A 25,552-nucleotide genomic window follows, 5' to 3' on the forward strand; every position below is an offset into this window, starting at 1 on the left:
TTATTAACCGCTGTTAATTCTCGCTTTTTACGTGTATTTTGCCGCAACCCTTTCAGGTCGTCCGGTAGCGGTGCACAACTTTTGCGGTCTCGCGCCCCTATTCCACCCCGATCACGTCCGGTGTTTGCCAGCCAAGGTGTTGGCCCCCATCCACGCACAGCAGTTGCCCCGTAACCCCCGGCGCCTCCAGAAAATAGCCAAGAGCGCCCGTGATGTCCCGCGGATTCGCCCCCCTGTGCAAAACCGTCGCGGCGCGTTGCGCGGCAAAATGCGCGGGCGATTGGCGCGCGCCCTGCAGGGTCGGGCCCGGACCGATGGCGTTCACCCGGATCGCGGGGGCAAGCGCTTGCGCGGTGGTTTGCGTCAGGGTCCACAGCCCCGCCTTCGCCAAGGTATAGGTCATGAATTCCGGCGTCAGCTTGCGCACACGCTGGTCGATCATGTTGACGATCAGACCGGCGGCCAGTGGCTCCCCCGCGTCGTCCTGTGCCGCCTTGAGCCCCTGCGCGGCCATGGCCTGCGTCAGCGCAAAGGGGGCGCGCAGGTTGGAATTGACGTGCCGCTCCCAGCTGTCGCGTGTGGCGCTGTGCAGCGTATCGTACTCGAATATCGAGGCGTTGTTGATCAGGCAGGTGATCGGTCCGCCCAGGGCCTCCGCCGCGCGGGGCAGCAGCCCCTCCATCGCGTCGAGATCCAGAAGATCGGCCTGAATGGCCACAGCCCGCGCGCCGGTCTTTTCCACAGCGGCGACCGTTTCCTGCGCGCCTTGCGCTGAGGACGCATAGTGTACGGCCACATCATAGCCGCGCGCGCCGAGATAGATCGCCATAGCACGACCCAGCCGGTGCCCTGCCCCTGTCACCAATGCCCGTGTCATTCAGCCCGCCAATACCACAAAGAGATACAGCGCATATAGGGCGCTCAACGCAAATCCCCAAAGACGGGTGATGTTGAACCTGAAATAGACGAAGGGGATGAGCAGCAGGGATGCGGCGAGCATCACCCACAGGTCGAACCGCAAAAACGCGGGATCCACGCTGATCGGACCGACCAGCGACGCCACACCGATGATCGCCAACAGGTTGAACATGTTGGAGCCGATGACATTGCCCAGCGCCACATCCGCCTGACGCCGCAGCGCGGCCACCACGGTTGTCGCAAGCTCCGGCAGCGAGGTGCCGATGGCCACAAGGGTCAACCCGATGACCGTATCGCTCACCCCAAAGGTGCGCGCGATGATCGTGGCGTTATCCACCAGCAGCGACGCGCCCAGCGGCAGGCCAACGAGCCCAAGCACCAGAAACAAGCCGATGCGCCAGCCCGGCATATCCGGATCCAGCCCTTCAAGGTCTTCTTCCTCGGGTGCAGCACAGGCGTTTTCGGCCTTGCGATGCGCCCGCGCGTCACGGGCGGCGTCGAACAGCATCGCGGCAAGGGCTGCCAACAGGATCAGCCCCGCGATCCAGTCGAACACACCGCGAAAGGCCAGCAGGATGAACAGCGCGGTAGCGGCGATCATGTGATTGAAGGATTTGCGCGTATTGCATTCGGCCGTATGCATCGTCGCCAGCAGCGCGGGGATGCCCAGAACCAACAGGATATTCGCCGTGTTCGATCCCACGACATTGCCCAACGCGATACCGGGCACATCGTCCAGTACCGCCTTGATCGAAATCAAAAGCTCGGGCGCGGAGGTGCCGAAGGCTACGATTGTCAGCGATACGATCAGCGCGGGGATGCCGACCCGCAGGCTGAGGTTTACCGCCCCTTTGACCAGCGCATCCCCCGCCAGCAGCAGGATCAGCAGACCAAGTCCGGAAAGCAGCCACGCCGTAATCATCCACGTCTCCCCGTACAGGGACAGGATCCCTTGCCGATGCGGTAGCGTCCGCAGGCCCGGCATTTCTTTTGCGTCAGCGCCTTGCCCCCGATCCAGTGCATTTTCCCAAACCAGCCAAGCACACCGATGAACACAAGGAAAAGGGCAACAATCTTGAGGATCATGCTACAGCCCAAAACGCGCGTAGTGCGCGCGCTCTTCGACGGCGGCAAGCGCGTCGGTGGTGATCTGCGCGCCAAACCGCGACAACAGGCCCTTCTTGATACCGTAGCGGCGGAATTTGACCTTCTTGCCAAAGCGTTTCTTGAGATGTGGCGTGATGTGATCAATGCCATCGATCAACCCAAGCTCGACCGCCTTGCGCGACACCCAGATCTCTCCGGTGAACAGATCGCGGTCGGTCGGAAGCTTACCCGCACGGCGGGCGGCGACGTAATCCTTGAAATTCCCGTGGATGTCTTCGAGCAGTTCCTTAAGGCGGGCGACGTCCTCCTCCCGCTCGGGGCGGAAAGGGTCGAGCATGGATTTCGACTGCCCGGCGGTATAGACGCGCCGCTCGATCCCGTTGCGGGCCATAAGCTCATGCACCCCGAACCCTGCCGAGATGACCCCGATGGACCCGACGATCGACGAGGCATCACCGTAAATCTCATCCGCCGCTGCCGCCAGCCAGTAGCCACCCGAGGCCGCGACATCCTCGACAAAGGCGATCACGGGGATCTCTTTCTCCTCGGCCAGCCGCCGGATGCGCGCACCGATCAGCGAGGATTGCACGGGGCTGCCCCCTGGGGAGTTGATCTGCAAAGCGACTGCGGCCGGCTTGCCCTTGCTGAACGCCTTTTCAATCACCGGCCCCATGGTCGCGTCGTTCAGCGCGCCGCGCCCCGTACTGCCGATTACGCCTGACAGGCGGATCACCGCGACGGTGGGTTCTTTTTTGCGGATACCGAGCCATTCAATCATGCTCACGTATGTAGAGCGCGCGCGCCGCCGCAACAAGGCGCGCGCCCGCCTTTATTGCCGGATGCGCCAGCCCGTCTTGAAGATCCACCAGATGATGCCGAGGCACAGCGCGGTAAACCCAGCGATGGCCAGCAGGCTCAGCCCGATGGGCACATCCGCACTGCCGTAGAACGACCAGCGGAAGCCCGAGATCAGATAGACCACCGGATTGAAGTGCGAAATCAACTGCCAGACCGGCGGCAGCATCGAGATCGAATAGAACGAGCCTCCAAGGAAGATCAGCGGCGTGATGATCAGCAGCGGCACCAGTTGCAACTGCTCGAAATTACCCGCCCAGATGCCGATGATGAAGCCCATCAGCGCAAAGCTGATACAGGTCAGCACCAGAAACCCGACCATGGCCAGCGGGTGCTGGATCTGGAAATCGACAAAGAAATACGCGGTAATCAGGATCACCACCCCGATGAACAGCGCCTTGGTCGCCGCCGCCCCGACATAGCCCATCACGATTTCAAGGAAATTCACGGGGGCGGAGAGAAGTTCGAATATCGTGCCGATGAACTTCGGGAAATAGATCCCGAAACTGGCGTTGCTGATCGACTGCGTGATGACGCTGAGCATGATCAGCCCCGGCACGATGAACGCGCCGTAGCTGACGCCCTCGATCTCGTCGATGCGGCTGCCGATGGCGGCGCCGAACACCACGAAATACAGCGAGGTCGAGACGACGGGCGAGATGAAGCTTTGCGTAATGGTGCGGAAAAAACGCGCCATCTCAAAGACGTAGATGGATTTGATCGCGGTCCAGTTCATGCGCCGTCCTCCTTGTGCACCATATCGACAAAGATATCCTCAAGGCTCGATTGCCGGGTGACGACGTCGCGCAGCGTGAGGCCCGCATCGGCCACGGCGGCCAGCAATTTGGTGATGCCCGTGCGCTCTGCGCGGGTGTCGTAGGTGTAGATCAGCGCGCCGCCGTCGTCAGACAGGCGCAGAGCCTCCGATTGCAGGCTTGCGGGGACCTCGCTGAGCGGCTCTGTCAGTTGCACCTCAAGCTCTTTCTTGCCCAGACGCGCCATCAGCGTGTCCTTGTCCTCGACCAGCAGGATCTCCCCGTCCGAGATGACGCCGACGCGGTCGGCAATGGCTTCGGCCTCTTCGATGTAGTGGGTGGTCAGGATGATCGTCACGCCGTCGCGCTTCAGCTCGGCCACGATTTCCCACATGTCGCGGCGCAGTTCGACATCGACGCCGGCGGTTGGCTCATCCAGAAACAGCACGCGCGGCTCGTGGCTGAGCGCCTTGGCGATGAGCACCCGGCGTTTCATGCCGCCCGAAAGCTCGCGGATCTGGTTGTCGCGCTTGTCCCACAGGCTCAGCTGTTTGAGGATTTTCTCGATCAGGGCGGGATTGGCCGGTTTGCCGAACAGCCCGCGCGAGAAGCGCACGGTGTTCTGCACCCGCTCGAACGGCTCAAGGTTGATCTCTTGCGGGACCAGCCCGATCATCGCGCGTGCGGCGCGGAAATCGGTGATCGTGTCGTGGCCGCCCACGCTGACGCTTCCGGCGGTCGCGGTCGTGATGCCGCAGACGGTCGAGATCAACGTCGTCTTGCCCGCCCCGTTGGGGCCGAGAAGCGCGAGGATCTCGCCCTCGTCAATCTCAAGGCTCACGCCCTTGAGCGCCTCGAACCCGCCTGCGTAGGCCTTGCACAGATCGGTGACTTTGAGAATTGGTGCCATGCGCCCTCCGGATATCGACCTTTTCTAAACCAGAACGCGCGGGCGGCAACAAGGGCGCTGGACAGTGCGCGTATCTTTGATCAAACCTGCACGGATGAACACTGGCGCGCAAAACCGTGCGGGTGCGGCGATCGGCTTTGTGCTGTTTGGCGTGCTGTGCATCTCTCTCAACGACATGCTGATCAAACAGCTCTCCTCGGGCTATCCCCTGCATCAGATCGTGTTTTTCCGCAGCGCCATCGCGCTGGTGATCACGCTGGTGTTTCTGCAGTTCGAGGGCGGTTTTATCGCGCTGCGCACCGATGCGGTGGGGCTGCATGTGATGCGCGGGCTGCTGGTCGTGATCGCCAACATGTCGTATTTCGCGGCCCTTGCGGTGCTGCCATTGGCGGATGCCACCGCACTGTTCTTCGTGGCACCGCTGTTCATCACGCTGCTGTCGATCCCCATTCTGGGCGAACGCGTGGGCCCCCTGCGCATCGGTGCCGTACTGGTCGGCTTTATCGGTGTGGTGATCATGCAGCGCCCGTGGGAGAGCAGCCTTGAGGTGTCGCGCATCGTGCTGTTGCTGCCGGTACTTGCGGCGCTGACCTACGCGCTCAACCAGTTGATGACGCGCAGGCTGGGGGTCAAGGCCCCTGCGTCGGTGCTGGCGATCTATATTCAGGGCACGTTCACACTGGTGTCTGTCGGGTTCTTTATCGTGGCAGGCGACGGGAAATTTGCCGAAGGGGTCGAGAATGCCTCGATGGTGTTTTTGCTACGCGCCTGGGTCTGGCCGCCCGCGCAGGATCTGTGGGTGCTGATCGGCATGGGGGTGAACGGCGCGCTCATCGGCTATGCGCTGAGCCAGGCCTACCGCATCGCGGACGCCGCCACCGTGGCACCGTTCGAATACGTCGGCCTGCCGCTGGCGGTGATCTGGGGCTTCGCCATCTTTGGCGATCTGCCCAGCTGGGAAGTCTGGGTGGGCATCGCGCTGATCGTGGCCTCGGGGCTGTTCGTGTTCTTCCGCGAGCGCATGAAGGCGCAGCGCGTCACGCCCCGCCCCGTCGCGCGGCGTCACTAGGCGGTGCAATCCACCACGACCTTGCCCGTGGCCTGACGGGTCCGAAGCAGCGCCAGCGCATCGTTTGCCTGCCCCAGTGGCAGTACATTGGACACATGCGGTTTGATCTTACCCTGCACGTACCAGTCGATCAGCGCGGCGAAACTGTCGGTCAGCACTTGAGGCCGCAATTTTGCGTAGCCGCCCCAATAAAGGCCCAGCACGCTGAGATTCTTGACCAGCAGGATGTTGGCGGGGATCTGGGGGACGTCCCCGCTGGCGAACCCCAGCGGCAGGATCCGCGCCTCGCGGTTGCACGCGCGCAGGGCGGCGGTGAATTGATCGCCGCCGATGGGATCATAGATGACATCGGCGCCGCCCAGCGATTTCACGATCTCGCGAATATCGTCCGTCTCGGAATCGATCAGGTGATCGGCGCCCATCTCGCGACAGATCTCCAGCTTTTCGGGGCCCCGCGCGCAGGCGATGACCTCGGCGCCCATGACCTTCCCCAGCTCGACCGCTGTGAGGCCGACCCCACCTGAGGCGCCCAGCACCAAGAGCCGCTCCCCCGCACGCAGATGCGCCTTGTAATCAAGCGCCACGTGGCTGGTGCCGTACGTGATCAGAAAGGCCGCCGCGTCCTCGAACCCCATGGCATCGGGGATCGGCACGCAGACATTCGCAGGGATGGCGGCGTATTCGGCCAGCCCGTGAAATCCGGTATAGGCCGCGATGCGCTGGCCCGGTTGCAGGTGGGTGACCCCCTCGCCCACGGCCTCGACCGTGCCGGCAAGCTCCATCCCCAGCGTCGCGGGCAGCGCGGGCTTTTCCTGATAGGTGCCCTTGATGATGAGCAGATCGCCAAAATTCAGACCGCAGGTCGCAACCCTGACCAGCACCTCGCCCGCGTCCGGCGCAGGTGTCGGGAGATCGCGCAGTTCAAGCGGGCTACCGTGGGTTATCAGCTGCATCGCACGCATCGGGGGGCTCCTGTCTGACTGATGGGCACGTTGCCCCGGCACGCGCGGCGGTGCAACTGCTCAGGGCATGATCGCGAGGCGGATCGCGTAGGCGACAACACCCAGAGCGGCAACACTCGCGATCCAGATCAGCACGAACCACCCGATGCGGCGGCCCCAAGGCTTGGCCATCAGTGATAGCCCTCCGCCGGATCGACCTTCCCGCGGAACACCCAGTAGGCGTAGGCAGTATAGATCAGGATCATCGGCACCAGCACCACCGTGCCCACCAGCGCAAAGCGCAGCGATTCGTCGGGGGCTGCGGCGTCCACGATGCTGAGGCTCGGCGGCACCATCATCGGATAAAAGCTGATGCCGATCCCGATGAAGCCCAGCACGAACAGCGCCTGCGCGCAGAGAAACGGGCGCACTTCCTGCTTTTTGCGCAGGCCAAAGAACAGGCCCGCGACCGCGCCCGCCAGCAGCACAGGCACAACCGCGCTCCACGCGGCCTGCGGCCAGCTGAACCAGCGCGAGAAATAGACACTGTCGAGGAAGGGTGTCCAGATGCTGACCGCGCCCATGCAGATCACGGTGCCGATGGCAAATGGCCACGCAAGGCTGTGCATGTGGCGCTGGATCCGCCCCTCAAGCTTCATGTTGAGCCATGTTGCCCCCAGCATGGCGTAGCCGATGGTCACCGCAACGCCGCAGAGCACCGAGAACGGCGTGAGCCAGTCCCACCAGCCGCCCGCATAGGCGCGGCCCTCAATCTCGATCCCCTGCACCAGCGCGCCCAGCGCGATGCCCTGACACATCGCCGCCGTCAGCGAGCCGCCAAAGAACGCCATGTCCCACAGCGGCTTCCACCGTTCGGTGCGCCAGCGGTATTCAAAGGCAACGCCGCGAAACACCAGTGCCAGCAGCATCAGGATGATCGGCATGTAAAGCGCGGGCATCACGATAGCATAGGCCAGCGGGAACACGGCAAACAGCCCGCCACCGCCCAGCACAAGCCATGTCTCGTTCCCGTCCCAGACCGGCGAGACGGAGTTCATCATCACGCTGCGCTCTTCCTCGTCGTCGGTGAGCGGGAACAGCAGCCCGATGCCCAGATCGAAGCCGTCGAGCACGACATAGGTGAGAACGGCGAAAGCGATGATGCCCGCCCAGATGAACGAAAGCTCAAACCCAAACATCAGGCAGTCTCCTCATCGCGCGGCAGGCGCTGGGCGATCGGCGTGATGCCCGACGTGCGGATCGGCCCCTCGTCGCGGAACGCCTTTTTGCTGATTTCCTTCACGGGCTTGTACATCATGCGCAGCAGATAATAGGTGCCCGCCCCGAACACGAAGAAATAAACGATGATGAATGCCGTGAGCGAGGCCGCAACCGCCGGCGCCTCGATCGGCGACAGGCTGTCAGAAGTGCGCATCAGCCCGTAGACGGTGTAGGGCTGCCGCCCCACCTCGGTCGTCACCCACCCGGCGAGGACGGCGATGAAACCGGTCGGCCCCATCACGACGGCGGCGCGGTGCAGCCAGGTCGCCTCGTAGATCCGGCCACGCAAGCGCTGCACCAGCGCCCAGCCTGCCAGACCCAGCATCGCAAATCCCAACCCCACCATGATGCGGAACGAGAAGAAAACGATCGCCACCGGCGGCTCTTCGTCGTCGGGGATGGTGTCAAGGCCGGGCATCGGCGCGTTGAAATCATGCTTCAGGATGAACGAGCCCAGCTTGGGGATCGCTACTGCGTAATCCAGCCGCTTTTCCTCGGCGTTCGGGATGCCAAAGAGGTACAGCGGCGCGCCATCCTCGTAACTTTTGTAGTGGCCTTCCATCGCCATGATCTTGGCCGGTTGATGCTCCAGCGTGTTGATCCCATGAAAATCCCCCGCCACGATCTGCAATGGCGTGGTGACAATCAGCATCCACATCGCCATCGAGAACATCTTGCGGCTGGCCATGTCGTAGCGATCGCGCAGCAAATGCAGCGCGCCCACCGCCCCCACAACCAGTGCGGTGGTCAGATACGCTGCCAGCACCATATGCACCAGACGGTAGGGGAAGGAGGGGTTGAATACGATGGCCCACCAGTCCTCTGGCACGAATTGGCCGACCTCGTTGATCGAGAAACCCGCAGGCGTGTGCATCCAGCTGTTGACCGAAAGGATCCAGGTGGCCGACAGCAATGTGCCAAAGGCCACGACGGCCGTGGCCAGCATGTGCAGCCCCGGCCCCACACGCTCGCGCCCGAACAGCATGATCCCAAGGAAACCGGCCTCAAGAAAGAACGCCGACAGCACCTCATAGGCCATCAGCGGACCGATCACCGGTCCGGCGAGGTCAGAGAAAACCGACCAATTCGTGCCGAACTGGTACGACATCACGATGCCCGACACGACGCCCATGGCAAAGGCCACGGCAAAGATCTTTTTCCAGTATTCGAACAGGACCTTGTAGGTCTCGTTTCCAGTCTTGAGCCACAGCGCATTCAGGACGGCGAGATAGCTCGCCAGACCGATGGAAAACGCGGGAAAGATGATGTGAAACGACACCGTGAAGGCGAATTGGAACCGCGCAAGCAGCTCTGCCGAGAAACCGTCGAACATGGCGCACCCTTTCTGAGTCGTCCCATACTTAGCCCGCCCGTTCTGTTTGGCAAAGCGGCCAAGGTGCCGCAGATCCTGCGCGGACGGCCCGTTCAGCCCGATGCGAACCGAAGCGCGACGCACAGACCCGGCTGCGCGTCACTCAGCAGCAGGCGTGCGCCGTGCAGCCGCGCCACCCCTTCCACAAGGCTCAGCCCCAGCCCGTTGCCGGGGGTGTTGCGGCTGCGGTCCAGACGGTAGAGCCGTTGCAACACCGCCTCTCGTTCGCTCTCGGGGATGCCAGGACCATCGTCGCACACCTGCAATACGACCCCGTCATGCGCACGTGAGAGCGACACCTGCACCGTGCTGCCCTGCGGCGTGTGGCGCAGCGCGTTCTCCAGCAGATTGGCCAGCAACTGCCCCAAAAGCGTACGCTCGCCCGCGACCTCCAGCGGGCCGTCGGGCAAATCCACCACGATGCGGCGATCTTCTGCGAGGGCCGCGGGTTCGTAGACATCGACCATCGTGCGGGCGAGTGCTGCGAGGTCGACCGGCTCGAACCGCTCGCGCAGGGCGCTGTTTTCGACCTGTGCAAGTTGCAGCAGGGCGCGGAAGACGCGCGAGATGCCATCGACTTCGCGCTGCGCGTCCTCGACCAGCGCGGTGGCCGGGCCGTCAACCTGCCCCGCCAATTCCTCAAGCTGTACCGAAACGCGCTGCACCGGCGTCTTGAGATCATGTGCGATGTCTGAGGATACCTGCCGCAGGGCCGTGACCGAATGTTCCTGCGCCTGCGCCATGTCATTGACCGCCGCGCCGATACGCGTCAGATCGTCTGCCCAGCGCCGACCCGGCGTCACCCGTGCGGACAGATCGCCGCCGGTCAACCGCTCAAGCGTGGCGCGGATCACCTCGACATGCCTGCGCGACCGCCGCGCCAGCATCACCCCGCCCGACAGTGCCACCAGACCCGTCGGCAACAGGCTGATCCACAGGATATTGAGGAACACCGGGCGCAGCGCCTCGATCTCGACCCGGCTGCGCGCGATGGTCAGACGCCCGCCGTAGAGCTTGGCGCTCAGCGCCAGATACTCACTGTCGAGCGCCGCTGCCCCTTCGCCAAGCGAGACGATGTGAAACCCCTCATCGTCGCGTGCCACTGCCCCGTTGCCATAGATCTGACCGTTGGGGGTGACATAGCTCAGCACCAACCGCCCCGGATCGGTATCGCGGCTTTCGGCCTGCACCAGCAGCGCCACCGCCCGCGCCGAGGGGGCAGCCCGGAAACCGGCCAGATCCTGCGCCAGATCATCGCGGATTGCTTCCTCGAACGCCGCGCGGGTGACGGCGTAGCTGGCGGCGAGGCTCAGCAGGCTGACGGTGGTAAACAGGACCACCAGCGCCAGCGCCAGCCGCAGCGGGGTCGAGCGCCAGAGGCGCCTCACCCGTCGATCCTGTAGCCCGCACCGCGCACTGTCTTGATGATGTCCGTGTCGAAGGGTTTGTCGACCTTGGCGCGCAGACGGCTGATATGCGTCTCGACCACATTCGTCATCGGATCGAACGACAGATCCCACACCCCTTCGAGCAGCATCGTCCGGGTCTGCACCCGTCCCTTGCGGCGCAACAGGAACTCCAGCAGCGCAAATTCGCGCGGCAGCAGGTCAATCTCCTGCCCGCCGCGCGTGACCTTGCGGGTTAGCAGATCCAGCGTCAGGTCGGCGGCGGTCAACTGGGTTTCAAGCTCGGCGGTCTGCGGACGACGGCCCAAGGCTGCCACCCGCGCCGACAGCTCGCCAAAGGCGAAGGGTTTGACCAGATAATCATCCGCCCCGGCATTCAGCCCTGCTATGCGATCCTCGACCGATCCCATGGCCGTAAGGAACAGGATCGGCGTGGTATTGCCCGCCCCGCGCAGCGTCTTGACCAGCGTCAGACCGTCGACACCGGGCAACATGCGATCGACGATCATCACGTCATAGCTGCCAGCCGTGGCCGTCACCAATCCGTCGTCGCCCTGCGCGATCAGATCCACGGCATGCCCCTCCTCGCGCAAACCGCGCGCGATATAGCCGCCGGTGGTGGCGTCGTCCTCGATGACAAGTATCTTCATGGCGTGTCACATCTTTTCGTCATTGCAGGCGATATAGCCTGTTTCGACCGGACCCACAGCGCCCGGCGGCATTAAAGATTTGTATAGCACAGGCCGGTTCTTGCGTAATCTGCGCCCTCCATTTCCGTCTCATCCAACACCGCAGATCGGAGAGACATCATGAAATCCCTGCACAAGCTTACCCTTTCCGCCGCAGCCCTCGCACTGCCCACCGCGGCCCTGGCCGTGCCGCCCGGCGGTTACGGCGATCTGGTCGAAGAGGTCGGCCCCGCCGTCGTTTTCATCGAGGTTACCGGCGCGGAACCCGCCGCAGGACAGCTGCCGGAGAACCTGCCGCGCGGCCTGCGCGAGCAATTCCGCCGCCAGATGCCCGAGGCCACACCGCGTCAGGGGCTGGGATCGGGCTTCATCATTTCCGACGAAGGGCAGATCGTGACCAACCACCATGTCGTTGCCGGTGCGCAGGTCGTGGACGTGACCCTTCCCGACGGGCGCGCGTTTGTCGCCGAAGTCGTAGGCTCCGATCCGGCGACGGACATTGCCGTGCTCAAGATCACTGCCGATGTGGATCTGCCCTATGTCAGCTTCGGCCCCTCGGACGAGATGCGCGTGGGCGATGAGGTCGTGGCCGTCGGCAACCCCTTCGGCCTCAGCTCGACCGTCACCAGCGGCATCATCTCGGGCAAGTCGCGCAACATCAACGCGGGCCCCTACGATGAGTTTCTGCAAACCGATGCGGCCATCAATCGCGGCAATTCGGGCGGGCCACTGTTCAACAACGAAGGCGATGTGATCGGCGTGAACACCGCGATCCTGTCGCCCGGTGGCGGATCGGTCGGCATCGGCTTTGCGGTGCCGTCGGATCTGGTTCAGGACATTGTCGCCGATCTGACCGAGGACGGCACCGTGACGCGCGGCTGGCTTGGCGTGCAGATCCGCCCGATGAGCGATGAGGTCGCCGAAGTTCTGGGCTTTGACGGGCCGCGCGGCGCCGTGGTCGAGGCGGTGAGCGCCGACAGCCCGGCCCAGCGCGCGGGCTTGAAAAACGGCGACATCATTCTCACCTTCGCGGGCAAGGATGTGAGCGAGCTGCGTGATCTGACGCGGGCCGTTGCCCTGACCGACCCCGACACCGTGGCGCAGATGACGGTGTTGCGGCGCGGGGCAGAGCAGACGCTCGACGTCACGATCGGCACGCTGGCCGACAGCGAGGCCTGAGCGCCCCGCCACGTGTTTCCCGCCGCTTTGCCATAGGGCGGCGGGATCGGTCCTTCGGCTTACCTCGAAGGGACCACCGCCCCGGTGCTTTCCCCCATTCGCACCGGGGCGGTTTTTTTGACGCAGGTCCGGGCGACCCTGTGATCTGGTCCTTGCCTGTTTCTTGCGATAAGTCCGCTGCGTGATGAAACGGATGCTCTCCCCCATGCGTGGCCTTGCATGCCTTGCCATTGTGCTTGCGCTTTTGAGCCTGCCCTTTGGTCATCGCGGCGTCGGGGCGACGCAGCCATCGTCGGCGCTTGCGGATTTCATCGCGATGGGTGGCACGCCAGACGATCTGTGCGGCGACACTCCCCACCACGTAGGCGGCGATTGTGACGCCTGCCGTATCGTCAGCGCCATGGATCTGCCGTCCGCGACGCGCATCCTGCGTGCGCCTCTTGCGCGGGTTCCGGCCAGCGTGGCATCCACTCACCTGTCGCCAATCCGGGCGCCTGCCACGGCGCGGCCCCCTGCCCGCGCGCCCCCGTCTGTCTGAGCGTTCTTCCCGACACCCATGACACCGGCGCCACGCGCGCCACCAGACGGAGAGATTTCCGATGAAACTTACCTTCCTTACCGCGGCGGCGTTCTGCGCTGCCACCGCCGTCTTTGCCCATGAATACAAGGTCAAAGACATTACCGTCGATCACCCGATGATCTTCGAGACCGCCAAATCCGCCAAGGTCGCGGGCGGCTATCTGAGGCTCACAAACACGGGCCCTACCGCCGATACGCTGATCGCCGTCAGCGCCGACTTTGCCCCCCGGATCGAGCTGCACCTGTCGGAAACCGATGACCTGGGCGTCGCCCGCATGACCAAGCAAGAAGGCGGCATCGCAATCCCCGCAGGTGAGAGCGTGACGCTGCAACCGGGCGGCCTGCATGTGATGTTCATGGGGCTCGACGGTGAACCGCTCGTCGCGGGCGACAAGATCGACGCGACGCTGGTGTTCGAGGACGCGGGCGCGCTGGACGTGACCTTCAACGTGGAGGCCCGCGATGCGGACGACCACAAGGCGATGGATCACGGCGAGATGGGCCACGACCACGACAGCTAACCACCGGCAGGGCCCGCCGACAACGGTGGGCCCTAGTCGTTGAGCGCGACAATCTCTTTGTAGCGGGCGAGAACCGCGTCCACATCCACATCCATCGCCACCGCACACCGCCGACCGTCGCCACCGCGCCGGGACATGCCGCCGATCCGATCCCCCTCGCAGGTGACGGTCAGCGGCGTTTCCTCAAAGGTGAAAAGCTCCGGCATCTCTGCCGCGATCAGAGCGGCGGGGTCGTGCAGATAGCATTGATAGCTGCCCGTCACGGTCTCGTAAAACCGCATGTAGAATTGGCCGATCTCGCGCAGGAAACCGCCCGCCTCGGGCGCCTCCAGCGCCAGCGCGTCGAAATCGGCGGCGTGAAAGGCGATGCGGGTCGTCACGTCCAGCCCGATCACCACAACCCGCCCGCCGCCGGGCGCGTTCAGCACGATCTGCGCGGCGTGCGGATCGTTCCAGAAATTCGCCTCCGCGTGCGGGGTGACATTGCCGGGCGCGTCCAGCGCACCCCCCATGATGACAAGCTGCGCAAGGTTCCCGACAAAGCCGGGATCGATCTCGACCGCCCGCGCGATATTCGTCAGCGGCCCCACAGCGCAGAGCGTCAGCGTGCCCGGCGCGGCGGCGGCGGCCCGCACGAGCCAGGCGGCGGCATCCTCGCTATCGGGGGTTGCGTGAAAATCGCCGATATCCACATCGCCCAAGCCGCGCGCGCCGTGCACATAGGCGCTGGGTTCGTTTGGCGTGATCGCAAGGGGCGCGGCGGCCCCCGCGTGCACTTGGGTCGCACCGCCGACCTGCTGCACAAGCCACGCCGCGTTGCGGGTTGCATCGTCCACGGTGACATTGCCAAAGATCGTGGTCATCGCGGCAAAGGTGATACCGGGATTCGCATGCGCGTAGTAAAACGTCATGGCGTCGTCGACGCCGGGATCGGTATCAAGGACAAGCTGCATAGGCGCTCCGTCAGGGGTCAGGTCAAGGCGCCGCAGCGGGGATCAGACGTCGGTAAAGCCGAGCTTTTCCAAAGCGCGCCGCGCCATGCTTTGCTGCTCGGGTGAGCCGAAAAGCAGGCCGTAGTTGAGATGCCCAACCACAGTGCCGAGCGTCTTGGCAAAACGGTGTTCGCTGATGAACGTCGCGATATCACTCTCGCTGAGCGAGAGTATCGATTCACCCGAATCAAACGGGATCGTTGCCGACTGGGTCATGAAACAGGCTCCGCAACTGGTGGATGGCGATACCGCTAGCGTGCCAAATCCATTCAGTAAAGGCGAAAATGACTTATCCACAGGCTCGGAGCTGCGCGGGCTTTTCACTTCACCCGCCCAGAGGCTTGCTCACCCTTAAGGCGAATGGCCCGATCCCCCTGGGGTGCGTCCGGAACGGCAGGATCCGCGATCCCGCCCAAAGTTGTCGACGCAAACCGGGCAAAACCGCTTGGGGCCGCCCGCGAAGACTGGCATCACTGGACCAAGACATTTGAACAAAGGATCTGAGCATGACGCGCAACGGTGGCCAGCTTTTGGTACAATCGCTCATTGGGCTGGGCGCCCGCAAAAGCTTTGGCGTACCGGGGGAGAGCTACCTTGCCGTGCTGGATGCGCTGCACGATACGCCTGGCGCGCTGGATTTCGTGCTGTGCCGAAATGAAGGCGGGGCAGCCTTCATGGCCGCGGCCTATGGCAAGCTGACGGGGAACCCCGGCATCTGTCTCGTGACGCGCGGACCGGGGGCCACCAACGCCTCCATCGGGATTCACACCGCCATGCAGGACAGCGCGCCGATGATTGTCTTTGTGGGGCAGGTCGCCACGCACATGCGCGGGCGCGAGGCTTTTCAGGAGATAGACTATCGCGCGATGTTCGGCACCGTCGCCAAATGGGCGGTGGAAATCGACGCAGTCGACCGCATCCCCGAAATCCTCGCCCGCGCTTGGAAAACCGCGACCACCGGGCGCCCCGGCCCCGTGGTCATCGCCCTGCCAGAGGACATGCTGACCGCGATGAGCGACGCCGCGCCGCTGACGGCACCTGCCCCCTACGCCGAGGCAGCCCCGGACGCCGGGGCCCTCGCTCGCGCCGCTGATCTGCTGGGTCAGGCAAAGCGTCCGCTGATCCTCTATGGCGGTTGCAACTGGACAGCCGAAGGCAGCGCCGCGCTCCAGCGCTTTGCCGAGAGTGCCGATATCCCCGTCGTGTCGGTCTTTCGCTATCAGGATCAGTTCGACAATCATTCCGATTGCTTTTGTGGCGAGGCCGGGGTGGGCATGATCCCGTCGGTGCGCGCGTTGATGGCGCAGGCGGATGTGATCCTGGCCGTCAACAACCGCTTTGGCGAGAATTCGACCGATGGCTACACGCTGCTCGATGTGCCTACGCCCGCGCAGCGGCTGATCCATGTACACGGCTCCGATCTGGAACTGGGCAAGGTCTACCGCGCAGAGGTGGGTATTCACGCAGGCCCCAACGCCTTTGCCAAAGCGCTGGCCGAGCACCGCGTGCGCGGAGATTGGGCGCAATGGCGCGCGACAGGGCGGCAGGCGTATCTTGATGGGATGGAGCTGCCCGATCTGCCCTCGCCGGTAGACATGGGCAAAGTCACCGCGCACCTGCGTGAGGTGTTGCCGGGTGACGTGATCCTGACCAATGGCGCGGGCAATTTCACTGCCTGGCCCAATAAATTCTTTCCCTTCGGCCCGGAGGCGCGTCTGCTGGCGCCACAGGCCGGGGCGATGGGATACGGCCTGCCCGCCGCCATCGCGGCCAAGATCGCCCATCCCGACCGCTGCGTCATCTGCTTTGCGGGCGACGGGGATTTCCAGATGAATTGCCAGGAACTTGCCACCGCCGCGCAGGCGGGTGCGCAGCCCATCGTGCTGATCCTGAACAACGGCATCTACGGCACGATCCGCGCCCATCAGGAGCGTCACTATCCCACGCGCGTCTCCGGCACCGATATGGTCAATCCCGATTTCGCCGCCCTCGCCCGCGCCTACGGATTTCACGGGGAGCGGGTCGCCCGGACCGAGGATTTTGCCGAGGCGTTCGACCGTGCGCTGGCCTCTCCCACCGGCGCGGTGCTGGATCTCGACATCGCGGCAGAGGCGCTCACACCGCGCAGCACGCTCAGCGAGATCCGCGCCAGCGGACAGCGCGCGCAACAGGGCTAGCCCATTCGCTTTATCGACCAGACCATGGCGGTGGCGTATCCGGCCTGCTCAAGCAGGGCAATCTTTGCGGCCCAGCCCGCCGGGCAGACGACAAATACCGCCTGCGTTCCCCGCGCGGCAAAAGCGGCCTCGCCCGCCTGCAACAATGCCGCGGCCCCTGTCCCACCCGCCGCAAGGTCGCGGTGGTAGAAATCGTCGATTACACCGACGGCGGAAATATCGTGGCCGACCGGGAAATGCAGCCGTGACGCCGGTTGCGCGATAAGATATCCCTCCACATCCGCAGCCGGCCCGTGCACCAGCATGTCGCGATCGGTAAGGGTCAGGCTGCGCTGCATCCACGCGCCGAACCGTGCATCGGCCTCGGGGTGGATCGCCCAGAACGGATCGATCTCGAACAGGATTTCCCGGTTTTCGGCGCTGCGCGCGACGATGCCGGGAATATCCTGTGCCGTCGCGGGCCGCGCAGCCTGCGCATCGCCCTGCGGCCCCTCGCGCGACAGATACAGCGTCAGCGGATCGTAGCCCGCCGCCACAAACGCCGCGCGCCAGTCGTCGCCCCGCACAAAACTGGTCAGCAGGATCTGCGCACCGGCGGCCCGCAACGCGCTTTCGGCTGCAGCCAGCAGCGCCGCGTGGGTTCCCGGCGCGGCATCATCCGCGACGGCATGGTCAGGCAGGATCAAACCGGGATCTCCCTGCGGGCCTGCGTAGATCGGCGGGACGGGCAAAAGCATCGCGTGAATGACGCCCGTCAGCCGCCCCGACTGCTCGGCCACAAGCCAGAATTGGCGAAAGGGCTGGTCCGGCCGGGTCAGTGCCGCGTGGACCGCGTCCGAAATCTCTGCGCGCAGATCGGGAGAGAGGCGCCAGAGCGCCGGATCGCCGGCCGCACGCGCACGGGCCGCGTCCTCCAGAAGCGCACTCATCTGCGCGATGTCCTCATGGGTGGCGGGGCGAATGATCTGCGGCATGGCGGGCTCCTGTCGGCTTACCTTTGCATAGCGCGCGGGCGGGCGCGATTGACACCGCAGAAGGCATGGCCGAACCATTAGAAAAACTATCGGCTGGAGGGCCACGTGCACCGAATCAACCTCAACGCCCTGCGCGTCTTTGCCCTTGTGGTGCGCCACGGCACGCTGCAAGGGGCCGCGGATGCACTGGGATTGTCGCGCGGCGCGGTTTCCCAGCGGGTCAAACAGCTTGAGGCCGATCTGGGCGTCACCCTTCTGACGCGCGAGGCGCGTGGCGTGACACCGACCCCGGCGGGGGAGATCTGCGCCCGGGCCGTGGAGGACGCGCTTGCCCGCATCGACACCGCACTGGCCGACGTGCAGGGGGACGGGGCGGAGATCACGGTCCACCTCGGCGCGTCGACGGCGAGCAAATGGCTGATGCCCCGCATGGCGGAGTTTGCGGCGGCCTTTCCCGCGCGCAGGCTATGCACCGAAACCCATGACGCGATGCTGGCCCGCACCCTTGGGCGGCATGAATGCGCGCTTTGGCCCGGCGCGGCGCCTGACCCAAATCCTGCCCATCAGAGCCGGGCGCTGACCGAGCTGCGGCCCATTGCCGTTTGCCAGCCCGATCTGGTGCCTTCCGACACGCCCGTGACGCTTGAAGCGGTGTTGGATCTGCCGCTTTTGCAGGATGCGCACCGCCGCTGGGACCGGCTGATTGCAGGCAGCGGACGGGCGGCAGCGCGGCCGATCCTGAATTTCGACCGCGCAGCCCTTGCCATCGCGGCTGCGATCGGGGGGCACGGGGTCTGCATCGCCGCCGATTATCTGGTGGCGGATGATCTGCGCCAAGGGCGGCTCGTACATCTGTGGACCGCGGCGGATGCGCCACCGACCCGGTGGCTTTATGTCTCGTGGTCGCGCGACCCGTCTGCCCAGCGCGACATGGCGCCGGTCATCGATTGGCTGCAAGACGCCTTTGCCAGAACGTGAGCGGGGGGGCTTGGCGCGCGCTCTGCACCCTGACCCCCTCTTGACACCCGCGGAGCACAGGCGACAGCCTGCGACAAACCGCAGAGAGGAGCGCCCCATGCCGACCCGTGGCTTTCCCACCGCCGAATACGAGGCCCGCACCGCCCGCGCGCAGGAACGCATGGCCGAGCGCGGGCTTGAAGGGATGCTTCTGAGTACCGAGGCCGACGTCCGCTATTTCACCGGGTTTCACACCGCTTTCTGGCAAAGCCCGACACGCCCGTGGTTCGTGTTGCTCCCTGCGGCGGGTAAACCGGTCGCCGTCATTCCCGAGATCGGCGTCCCGCTGATGCGCACCACCTGGGTCGACGATATCCGCAGTTGGCCCGCACCCGATCCTGACGACGACGGGGTTTCGCTGCTGATCGAATTGCTGTCCCCGCTGAGCCGCCTCGGCCTGCCAATGGGTCACGAGACCCACCTGCGCATGCCGCTGGCCGATTGGACGCGAATGCGCGCGGCACTGCCGGGCCTTGAGATCGAGGATGCGACAGAAATCACCCAAGGGCTGCGCGCGATCAAATCGGAGGCCGAAATCGCCAAGATTGCGCATATCTGTGCGATTGGCGCGCGCGCCTTTTCGCAGGTGCCTGAATTTGCGCTGACGGGCGCGCCGCTTGACGGTGTCTTTCGCGCCTTTCGCCGCGCGGCACTGACGGAAGGCGCCGATGAGGTGCCCTATCTGGTCGGCGCGGCGGCGCAGGGTGGCTACGCCGATGTGATCTCTCCCCCGGATGCACAGCCGTTGGCCACGGGCGATATCCTGATGCTCGATTCCGGATGCAGTTGGGACGGCTATTTCTGCGATTTTGACCGCAACTGGGCGATTGGCCCCCCGACCGACGCCGCGCGGCGTGCATACGATACGCTTTGGACGGCTACACAGGCGGGGATCGACGCGGCGCGCCCCGGTGCCACCTGCCGTGATCTTTACGACGCCATGGCGCGGTCGCTGGGCACCAGTGGCGGCAATGTCGGTCGGCTGGGCCACGGGTTGGGGATGCAACTGACCGAACAGCCCTCCCTCGCCGCCTTTGACGAGACGCCGCTTGCCGCCGGTATGGTGCTGACGATCGAGCCGTCGCTGCCCTACGGGGACGGCCTGATGATGGTGCACGAAGAGAACATCGTCGTGCAGGACGGGCCCGCCGCGCTGCTCACCCCGCGCGCGGAGCCGGAGTTACCCGTGATCGGTTAGTATTGTTCGCGCAGATAGGTCATCACGCTTTCGCGTACTGACATCTCGCCGCGCGTGCGTGCGTCCGCGATCACCCGTGCCACGTCGTTCAGATCACACCGGCGCAGCAGGCTTTTGACCGGTCCGATCGAGGCGGGGCGCATGCTGAGATGCCGGAACCCGATGGCGGCAAAACACAGCGCCTCGACCGGACGGCCCGCGTCCTCCCCGCAGAACGATACCGGCGTGTTGCTTGCGTCGCAACGTGCGACGATATCCTGCAAGAACGTCAGAAAGCTGACGTTGAGCGTGTCGTAGCGGCGGCGCACACGCTCGTTTTCGCGGTCGGCGGCAAAGAAAAACTGTTTCAGGTCGTTACCCCCGATGGACAGGAAATCGACCTCTTCAAAGAATTTCGGCGGCGCAAATCCCAAGCTTGGGGTTTCGAGCATCGCGCCCACCTCGATCGAGGAGGGCAGCGTGTGGCCCAGCCGCGCCTCGCGCTCCAGCGTTCGGTCGACCTCGGCGCGCGCGGCGCGGTACTCCTCCAGCTGCGCGACAAAGGGAAACATCACCGTGAGCGGCCCGCCGTTGGCGGCGCGCATCAGCGCCTGCAACTGCATCCGCATGATGCCCGGCTTGTCCAGCCCCACGCGGATCGCGCGCCAGCCCATTGCCGGGTTCGGCTCGTCGTTGGGCTTCATATAGGGCAGCACCTTGTCCGACCCGATGTCGAGCGTGCGAAACACCACCCGTTTGCCCTGCGCGGCCTCCAGCACCCGGCTATAGAGCGCGCTCAGCTCGGACCGGCGGGGCATCTGGTTGCGCACCAGAAACTGTAGCTCGGTGCGGAACAGGCCCACACCCTCGGCGCCGGAATTCTCAAGCGATGGCAGATCCGCCATCAGCCCCGCGTTCATCTGCAGCCCGATCCGGGTGCCGCATTTGGTCACCGCAGGTTTGTCACGGATCGAACGGTAGCGTTCCTGCGCCTCGGCCTGCATCGCGATCTTGTCGCGAAAGGCGGTGGCAACGCTATCCTCGGGGCGCAGGTGCACGATGCCCTGTTCACCGTCGACCATGACGTGATCGCCGTTGAGCGCCTCAAGCGTCACGCGGCCCGCGTGTACGATCAGCGGGATCGCCAGCGCACGCGCGACAATCGCCGCATGGCTGCCGACCGATCCGTTCTCCAGGATGATGCCGCGCAGGCTGCGCCCGTATTCCAGCAATTCCGCCGGACCGATGTTGCGGGCCACGAGGATCGGATCAGAGGGCAGCTCTGCCCCCGTGTCACTGCCCTGCCCGGTCAGGATGCGCAGCAGACGATTCGACAGATCGTCCAGATCGCTGAGCCGTTCGCGCAGATAGGCATCGGTGGACTGCCCGATACGAGAGCGGGCGAGCGATTGCTCTTTCTCCACCGCCGCCTCGGCGCTGAGGCCCTGGGCGATGTCGGCCTGCATCCGCTTCATCCAGCTTTTGGAATTGGCGAACATGCGGTAGGTTTCGATCACCTGCTGCTGGTCGTTGTCCTCGACCGCCATCGTCATCATCTGATCCACGCTCAGGCGCAGGGTATCGACGGCATCGGTCAGGCGCGCGCTTTCGGTTTCGGGATCGTCAGCGATGAGGTTCGAGACCACCACCCGCGGCTCGTGCAGCCAGACATGCCCCTCGGCCACGCCTTCCTGTGCGACGGTGCCGCGCAGCATCACCGGCTGGGAATGGCGCGCGGACATCGCCGCCCCCTCGCCCACGAACGCGCCCAGCTCGGTCATCTCCGCCAGCACCATGGCGACGACTTCGAGGGCATAGACCTCATCGGCGGAGAATTCGCGCGCGGTCTTGGATTGCACGACCAACACGCCCAATGTCTCTCCCAACCGCTGGATCGGGACACCGAGGAAGCTGGAATAGATCTCCTCCCCCGTCTCGGGCATGTAGCGAAAGCCCTTGGCCTGCGGCGCATCGGGCGTGTTGACCACCCGGCGGCGTTTTGCCACCCGGCCGACCAGCCCCTCGCCCATGCGCATCCGTGTCTGGTGAACAGCGTCCTTGTTCAGACCTTCGGTCGCGCACAGCTCAAGCGTGTCCTCGTCGCGGAACAGATAGATCGAGCACACCTCACACCCCATCGAAGTGGCGATGAGATGGGTAATGTTATCAAGCCGCTCCTGCCCGGCCGCATCCGCCGCCATCGCATCGCGCAGGCGCCCCAGCAGCTTGCGGCTGTCGGTATCTTTGCGTTCGGGCATGGTGCTCAAGATCTCACATGAATTGCGTTGTCGAATGACAGCATAGACCACACCGATCCCAAAGACGAAATGCCTCAATTGGGGATCAGTGTGACCTTTCAGTGTCTTCGCACATTCATGCTTGCGGTCGGATCACCCCGATCCGAAGGAATGACCCTTGCCGCATTGGTGCTGTCCCGAATGTCCGAAATCAAGCACACAGCGCGAATCGCAGTGCGCCTCGCCATCGGCGTCGGCTTTCCGGTCCGCTTCGGACCAGAAGTGCAAAACACCGCAAACCGTTTCGGAGGACCAGGAAGGCGTTTGGGTCGTATCAGCCATAGGTAAAATCCTTTTTCATAATTGGCATTCTCCCCGGAAAAAATTGAGGAGCCCCAAAAATCTATTAAACGAAAACCGCCCGCGTCAACCTTGCGGTCGTGGGCGGTCTGCGTTCACAAAAAGGGTGAGTACCGGGCTGTCGCGGCCTCAGGCCGCCTTGTCGAGGCCAAAGGCGTCGTGCAGTGCCTGCACGGCCAGTTCCATGTATTTGCGGTCGATCAGCACGCTGATCTTGATCTCGGAGGTGGTGATGACCTTGATGTTGATCCCCTCGTCAGAGAGCACCTTGAACATCTTGGCGGCCACCCCTGTGTGGCTGCGCATGCCGATACCTACGACCGACACCTTGGCGACCCCCTCGTCCGCGATCAGCTCGGCGTAGTTGATCACGCCGGCTTGCGCCGCCTTGGCCATCGCCGCATCGGCGTGTTTCACCTGATCGACGGGGCAGGACCACGTCATGTCGGTGCGCCCTTCCTCCGCGATGTTCTGCACGATCATGTCAACGTTGACGCCCGCCTCGCTGAGCGCGGTAAAGATCGTGGCGGCGATGCCGGGGCGGTCGGCGACCGACACCAGCGTCATCTTGGCCTCATCGCGGCTGAACGCGACCCCGGCGACAACATTGCTTTCCATGATTTCCTCCTCATCGCAGACGAGCGTTCCAGCCTCGTCGCTTTGTTCCTCAAAACTCGACAGCACCCGCAGTTTGACCTTGTAGCGCATCGCCAACTCGACCGAACGGGTTTGCAGCACCTTGGCGCCCAGCGACGCCAGCTCCAGCATCTCCTCGAAAGAGATCTTGTCGAGCTTGCGCGCCTTGGATTCCACACGTGGATCGGTGGTGTAAACGCCATCGACGTCGGTGTAGATGTCACAACGCTCCGCCTCGAAAGCGGCGGCAAAGGCGACGGCGGTCGTGTCGGATCCGCCCCGGCCCAACGTGGTGATGCGCCCCTCGGGACTGACGCCCTGAAAGCCCGCCACCACGGCCACCCGCATCCCATCCGCGAATTTCGCGCGCAGGTTTTCGGGCGGGATTTCCTCGATGCGGGCGGCGGAATGGGCGGAGGTGGTTTTCACCGGTACCTGCCAGCCCTGCCAGCTGCGCGCGGGAATATCCATTTCCTGCAGGGTCAGCGCCATCAGACCGGCGGTCACGTTTTCGCCCGACGACACGACGGCGTCGTATTCGCGCGCGTCATACATCGCGGAGGTCTCGTTGACCCAGCCGACCAGTTCGTTCGTCTTGCCCGACATGGCCGAGACGATGACGATCACATCATAGCCCTTGGCCACCTCGACGCCGACCCGTTTGGCCGCGCGGCGGATCCGGTCAAGCGTGGCCACGGACGTGCCGCCGAATTTCATCACCAGAACAGGCATCACACCCTCTTGTTGCAATTTCGCCGCCGGGGTACGCCAAGCGGGCCGGGCACGCAAGAGTGCGGCGCGCTACATGGGCATCGGATCCCCGTTCCACATTTCGAAACAGCCCGTCGTCGCGAGATCGAGTGCGTCAAAGCGTGCGACCAGCCCCGCCACCGAGGTGGCGACGTCAATATCCGCGTCCATGCTGCCCATATCGGTCTGCACCCAGCCGGGATGATAGATACCCACGGCGATGCCTTCGGGTTTCAGATCGACGGCGAGGTTGCGCCCGAGGTTGAGCGCCGCCGCTTTGCTGGACCGATAGATATAGCTTTTCCCGCCCGCTCGCGTGCTTGACCCCATCTGCGAGGAGATGATCGCGATGCGCGGGGCCGCAGCACGGCGCAGATGGGGCAGCAGCGCCTGAACGCTCAGAAACACGCCCGTGACATTCGCGGCAAAGGTCTGCGCCCACAGATCCGCGCCAAACCCGGTCTCCAGATCGTGCCCCTTGTCGAGGTAGACGCCCGCGTTGCAGATCAGCAGATCAACCGCGCGATCGCCCAGTGTGGCGGCCATGGCGCTGTGCCCCGAAGGTTGCGTCACATCGAGCTGGATTTCGGCCCCGGTCCCCCGGCTGGTGCCGAACACATCCTCGCCCCGGGCGCGGTAGGCATCGGCCAGCCCCGCGCCGATTCCGCGGCTCGTTCCTGTAATCACGGTCGTCATGGCGGGCTATCCTTATTGCATCTTGCGTTTTGGTTTGAACGGGAGCGGCAGGATCGGGATACCGTCGTCGATCAGCTTGCGCGCCTCTGCGCCGCTCGCCTCCCCGTAGATCGAGGTCTCCTCGGCGATCCCCTCGTGCATCTCCCGCGCCCGCTGGGCAAAAGCGCCGCCCACGTAGGTTGCGTTTTCCTCGACCTCGCGCCGCATCCGCGCGACGGGGTCTTCCGGCGCGGTTTCCTGCGCCTTGGCGGCGACCGGCGGGGCCATCAAAGCCTTGCGCACACCGCCCCCGCCGCAAACCGCACAGCTCAGATGCCCCGCGCGCGCCAGCGTGTCGAAAGCGGCGGCGGACTGAAACCAGCTGTCAAAGGCGTGGCCCTTGTCACATGTCAATGCGTAGCGGATCATCCTGCGAAACCCTTTCCCTCGGGCTGAAGATGGGGCGCATGCCCGCCCCGGTCAAGCGGGGCCGCGCCCCTCTGGCGGCACGAAGCCGACGATCAGCTTGCCCAGCGCCTTGCTGTCGAGCAGTTTCGCCGCCTTCTTGCGCGAAACCCACATCCGGCGGCGTTCGCGCGCCTCGGGGTAGCGTTTTTTCAACGCCGTGACGCGGATGGGATAGAGGACCGCAAGCACGGGCACGTCGGGGCGGTTCTTGCGACCGATCTTGATGTAGGAGTAGACGCCGACACTGGTGTCGCTCGCCTGTCCACGCACGCCGGCCTCTTCCCAGGCTTCGCGGGCGGCACAGGCGGCGGGCGTCTTGCCCTCCATCGGCCAGCCCTTGGGCACGATCCAGCGCTTGCGGCGGCGTGAGGTGATCAGCAGCACCTCGACCTTGCCCGCCTTCATACGGTAGCACAGCGCCGCGAACTGCGTACGCACCGCCCCCTTGGCGGCACCATGAAGCGTGAGGGGCTGCTGTCGTACCATGATGCATGACGTAGCGGCTTT

At 64.5% G+C, this 25,552-nt stretch carries 26 protein-coding genes; 7 read left to right on the forward strand and 19 right to left on the reverse strand.

Translation table 11 applies throughout. The features are described 5' to 3' along the window. Positions 1 to 97: 97 nt before the first annotated feature. The 5 genes from KDD17_RS11680 to KDD17_RS11700 form a co-directional block, all read right to left on the reverse strand. A complete protein-coding gene (locus tag KDD17_RS11680) occupies positions 98 to 877 on the reverse strand; it encodes an SDR family oxidoreductase (protein ID WP_212703819.1) in 780 nt (259 codons plus the stop codon). Then, positions 878 to 1,840 (reverse strand): calcium/sodium antiporter, encoded by a 963-nt coding sequence (locus tag KDD17_RS11685; protein WP_212703820.1) that lies wholly within the window; start codon positions 1,838 to 1,840, stop codon positions 878 to 880. Positions 1,841 to 2,005: 165 nt separating this feature from the next. After that, positions 2,006 to 2,803, reverse strand: a complete 798-nt coding sequence (locus tag KDD17_RS11690; protein WP_212703821.1) for a S49 family peptidase — start codon at positions 2,801 to 2,803, stop codon at positions 2,006 to 2,008. A gap of 51 nt (positions 2,804 to 2,854) precedes the next feature. Further along, positions 2,855 to 3,616, reverse strand: coding sequence for an ABC transporter permease (locus KDD17_RS11695; protein ID WP_212703822.1), 762 nt, complete (start codon positions 3,614 to 3,616; stop codon positions 2,855 to 2,857). Beyond that, complete coding sequence (locus KDD17_RS11700) at positions 3,613 to 4,545, reverse strand: ABC transporter ATP-binding protein (RefSeq protein WP_212703823.1); 933 nt, start codon at positions 4,543 to 4,545, stop codon at positions 3,613 to 3,615. Before KDD17_RS11700 ends, KDD17_RS11695 begins: the two co-directional genes overlap by 4 nt. 94 nt (positions 4,546 to 4,639) lie before the next feature. Between KDD17_RS11700 and KDD17_RS11705 the strand changes: the two genes are divergently transcribed. Then, positions 4,640 to 5,614 carry a DMT family transporter gene (locus tag KDD17_RS11705; RefSeq protein ID WP_212703824.1) on the forward strand — a complete coding sequence of 325 codons (975 nt, stop codon included), beginning with the start codon at positions 4,640 to 4,642 and terminating at the stop codon, positions 5,612 to 5,614. On the opposite strand, the gene KDD17_RS11710 is transcribed toward KDD17_RS11705, so the two are convergent. The 6 genes from KDD17_RS11710 to KDD17_RS11735 form a co-directional block, all read right to left on the reverse strand. After that, positions 5,611 to 6,576 carry an NADPH:quinone oxidoreductase family protein gene (locus tag KDD17_RS11710; RefSeq protein WP_212703825.1) on the reverse strand — a complete coding sequence of 322 codons (966 nt, stop codon included), beginning with the start codon at positions 6,574 to 6,576 and terminating at the stop codon, positions 5,611 to 5,613. The genes KDD17_RS11705 and KDD17_RS11710 overlap by 4 nt on opposite strands. 60 nt (positions 6,577 to 6,636) lie before the next feature. Continuing rightward, on the reverse strand, positions 6,637 to 6,747 hold the full coding sequence (locus KDD17_RS11715) for a DUF2474 domain-containing protein (protein ID WP_212703826.1): 111 nt from the start codon (positions 6,745 to 6,747) through the stop codon (positions 6,637 to 6,639). After that, on the reverse strand, positions 6,747 to 7,754 hold the full coding sequence (gene cydB / locus KDD17_RS11720) for a cytochrome d ubiquinol oxidase subunit II (protein WP_212703827.1): 1,008 nt from the start codon (positions 7,752 to 7,754) through the stop codon (positions 6,747 to 6,749). The genes KDD17_RS11715 and cydB overlap by 1 nt, the downstream gene beginning before the upstream one ends. Next, complete coding sequence (locus tag KDD17_RS11725; protein WP_212703828.1) at positions 7,754 to 9,169, reverse strand: cytochrome ubiquinol oxidase subunit I; 1,416 nt, start codon at positions 9,167 to 9,169, stop codon at positions 7,754 to 7,756. Before KDD17_RS11725 ends, cydB begins: the two co-directional genes overlap by 1 nt. 92 nt (positions 9,170 to 9,261) lie before the next feature. Further along, positions 9,262 to 10,596 (reverse strand): sensor histidine kinase, encoded by a 1,335-nt coding sequence (locus KDD17_RS11730; protein ID WP_212703829.1) that lies wholly within the window; start codon positions 10,594 to 10,596, stop codon positions 9,262 to 9,264. Beyond that, entirely contained in the window at positions 10,593 to 11,264 is a 672-nt protein-coding gene (locus KDD17_RS11735) for a winged helix-turn-helix domain-containing protein (protein WP_212703830.1), read from the reverse strand. Before KDD17_RS11735 ends, KDD17_RS11730 begins: the two co-directional genes overlap by 4 nt. A 159-nt stretch (positions 11,265 to 11,423) precedes the next feature. Between KDD17_RS11735 and KDD17_RS11740 the strand changes: the two genes are divergently transcribed. From KDD17_RS11740 to KDD17_RS11750, 3 genes are all read left to right on the forward strand, one after another. Then, positions 11,424 to 12,482, forward strand: a complete 1,059-nt coding sequence (locus KDD17_RS11740) for a trypsin-like peptidase domain-containing protein (RefSeq protein WP_212703831.1) — start codon at positions 11,424 to 11,426, stop codon at positions 12,480 to 12,482. Positions 12,483 to 12,687: 205 nt separating this feature from the next. Beyond that, positions 12,688 to 13,020: a DUF2946 family protein gene (locus KDD17_RS11745; protein WP_212703832.1), complete on the forward strand. Its 333-nt coding sequence runs from the start codon at positions 12,688 to 12,690 to the stop codon at positions 13,018 to 13,020. A gap of 61 nt (positions 13,021 to 13,081) precedes the next feature. Further along, complete coding sequence (locus KDD17_RS11750; protein ID WP_212703833.1) at positions 13,082 to 13,582, forward strand: copper chaperone PCu(A)C; 501 nt, start codon at positions 13,082 to 13,084, stop codon at positions 13,580 to 13,582. A 32-nt stretch (positions 13,583 to 13,614) separates the two neighbouring features. On the opposite strand, the gene KDD17_RS11755 is transcribed toward KDD17_RS11750, so the two are convergent. After that, positions 13,615 to 14,535 carry a nucleoside hydrolase gene (locus KDD17_RS11755; protein WP_212703834.1) on the reverse strand — a complete coding sequence of 307 codons (921 nt, stop codon included), beginning with the start codon at positions 14,533 to 14,535 and terminating at the stop codon, positions 13,615 to 13,617. Between the two features lie 42 nt (positions 14,536 to 14,577). Further along, positions 14,578 to 14,790 carry a hypothetical protein gene (locus KDD17_RS11760; protein ID WP_212703835.1) on the reverse strand — a complete coding sequence of 71 codons (213 nt, stop codon included), beginning with the start codon at positions 14,788 to 14,790 and terminating at the stop codon, positions 14,578 to 14,580. 290 nt (positions 14,791 to 15,080) lie between these two features. Between KDD17_RS11760 and KDD17_RS11765 the strand changes: the two genes are divergently transcribed. Next, positions 15,081 to 16,751, forward strand: a complete 1,671-nt coding sequence (locus tag KDD17_RS11765) for a thiamine pyrophosphate-dependent enzyme (RefSeq protein WP_212703836.1) — start codon at positions 15,081 to 15,083, stop codon at positions 16,749 to 16,751. On the opposite strand, the gene KDD17_RS11770 is transcribed toward KDD17_RS11765, so the two are convergent. After that, a complete protein-coding gene (locus tag KDD17_RS11770) occupies positions 16,748 to 17,725 on the reverse strand; it encodes a GNAT family N-acetyltransferase (protein ID WP_212703837.1) in 978 nt (325 codons plus the stop codon). The two genes, KDD17_RS11765 and KDD17_RS11770, sit on opposite strands and share 4 nt — an antisense overlap. 105 nt (positions 17,726 to 17,830) lie before the next feature. Here KDD17_RS11770 and KDD17_RS11775 point away from each other — a divergent pair, with 105 nt between their 5' ends. Next, positions 17,831 to 18,703 carry a LysR family transcriptional regulator gene (locus KDD17_RS11775; protein ID WP_212703838.1) on the forward strand — a complete coding sequence of 291 codons (873 nt, stop codon included), beginning with the start codon at positions 17,831 to 17,833 and terminating at the stop codon, positions 18,701 to 18,703. Positions 18,704 to 18,800: 97 nt separating this feature from the next. Beyond that, on the forward strand, positions 18,801 to 19,940 hold the full coding sequence (locus tag KDD17_RS11780) for a M24 family metallopeptidase (protein ID WP_212703839.1): 1,140 nt from the start codon (positions 18,801 to 18,803) through the stop codon (positions 19,938 to 19,940). Here the strand turns inward: KDD17_RS11780 and ptsP are convergent. The 5 genes from ptsP to KDD17_RS11805 all read right to left on the reverse strand — a co-directional run bounded on the left by ptsP (position 19,937) and on the right by KDD17_RS11805 (position 25,531). After that, positions 19,937 to 22,177 (reverse strand): phosphoenolpyruvate--protein phosphotransferase, encoded by a 2,241-nt coding sequence (gene ptsP, locus KDD17_RS11785; RefSeq protein WP_212703840.1) that lies wholly within the window; start codon positions 22,175 to 22,177, stop codon positions 19,937 to 19,939. The genes KDD17_RS11780 and ptsP overlap by 4 nt on opposite strands. A gap of 468 nt (positions 22,178 to 22,645) precedes the next feature. Further along, positions 22,646 to 23,884: an aspartate kinase gene (locus KDD17_RS11790; protein ID WP_212703841.1), complete on the reverse strand. Its 1,239-nt coding sequence runs from the start codon at positions 23,882 to 23,884 to the stop codon at positions 22,646 to 22,648. Positions 23,885 to 23,953: 69 nt separating this feature from the next. Beyond that, the gene (locus KDD17_RS11795) at positions 23,954 to 24,598 is read right to left on the reverse strand and encodes an SDR family NAD(P)-dependent oxidoreductase (protein ID WP_212703842.1); all 645 of its coding nucleotides are present in this window, start codon (positions 24,596 to 24,598) and stop codon (positions 23,954 to 23,956) included. 12 nt (positions 24,599 to 24,610) lie between these two features. Continuing rightward, a complete protein-coding gene (locus tag KDD17_RS11800; RefSeq protein ID WP_212703843.1) occupies positions 24,611 to 25,006 on the reverse strand; it encodes a DUF1178 family protein in 396 nt (131 codons plus the stop codon). A gap of 51 nt (positions 25,007 to 25,057) precedes the next feature. Continuing rightward, positions 25,058 to 25,531, reverse strand: coding sequence for an NUDIX hydrolase (locus KDD17_RS11805; protein ID WP_212703844.1), 474 nt, complete (start codon positions 25,529 to 25,531; stop codon positions 25,058 to 25,060). Positions 25,532 to 25,552: the final 21 nt, after the last annotated feature.

This window comes from Sulfitobacter albidus (assembly GCF_018200035.1).
Lineage (GTDB): Bacteria > Pseudomonadota > Alphaproteobacteria > Rhodobacterales > Rhodobacteraceae > Sulfitobacter > Sulfitobacter albidus.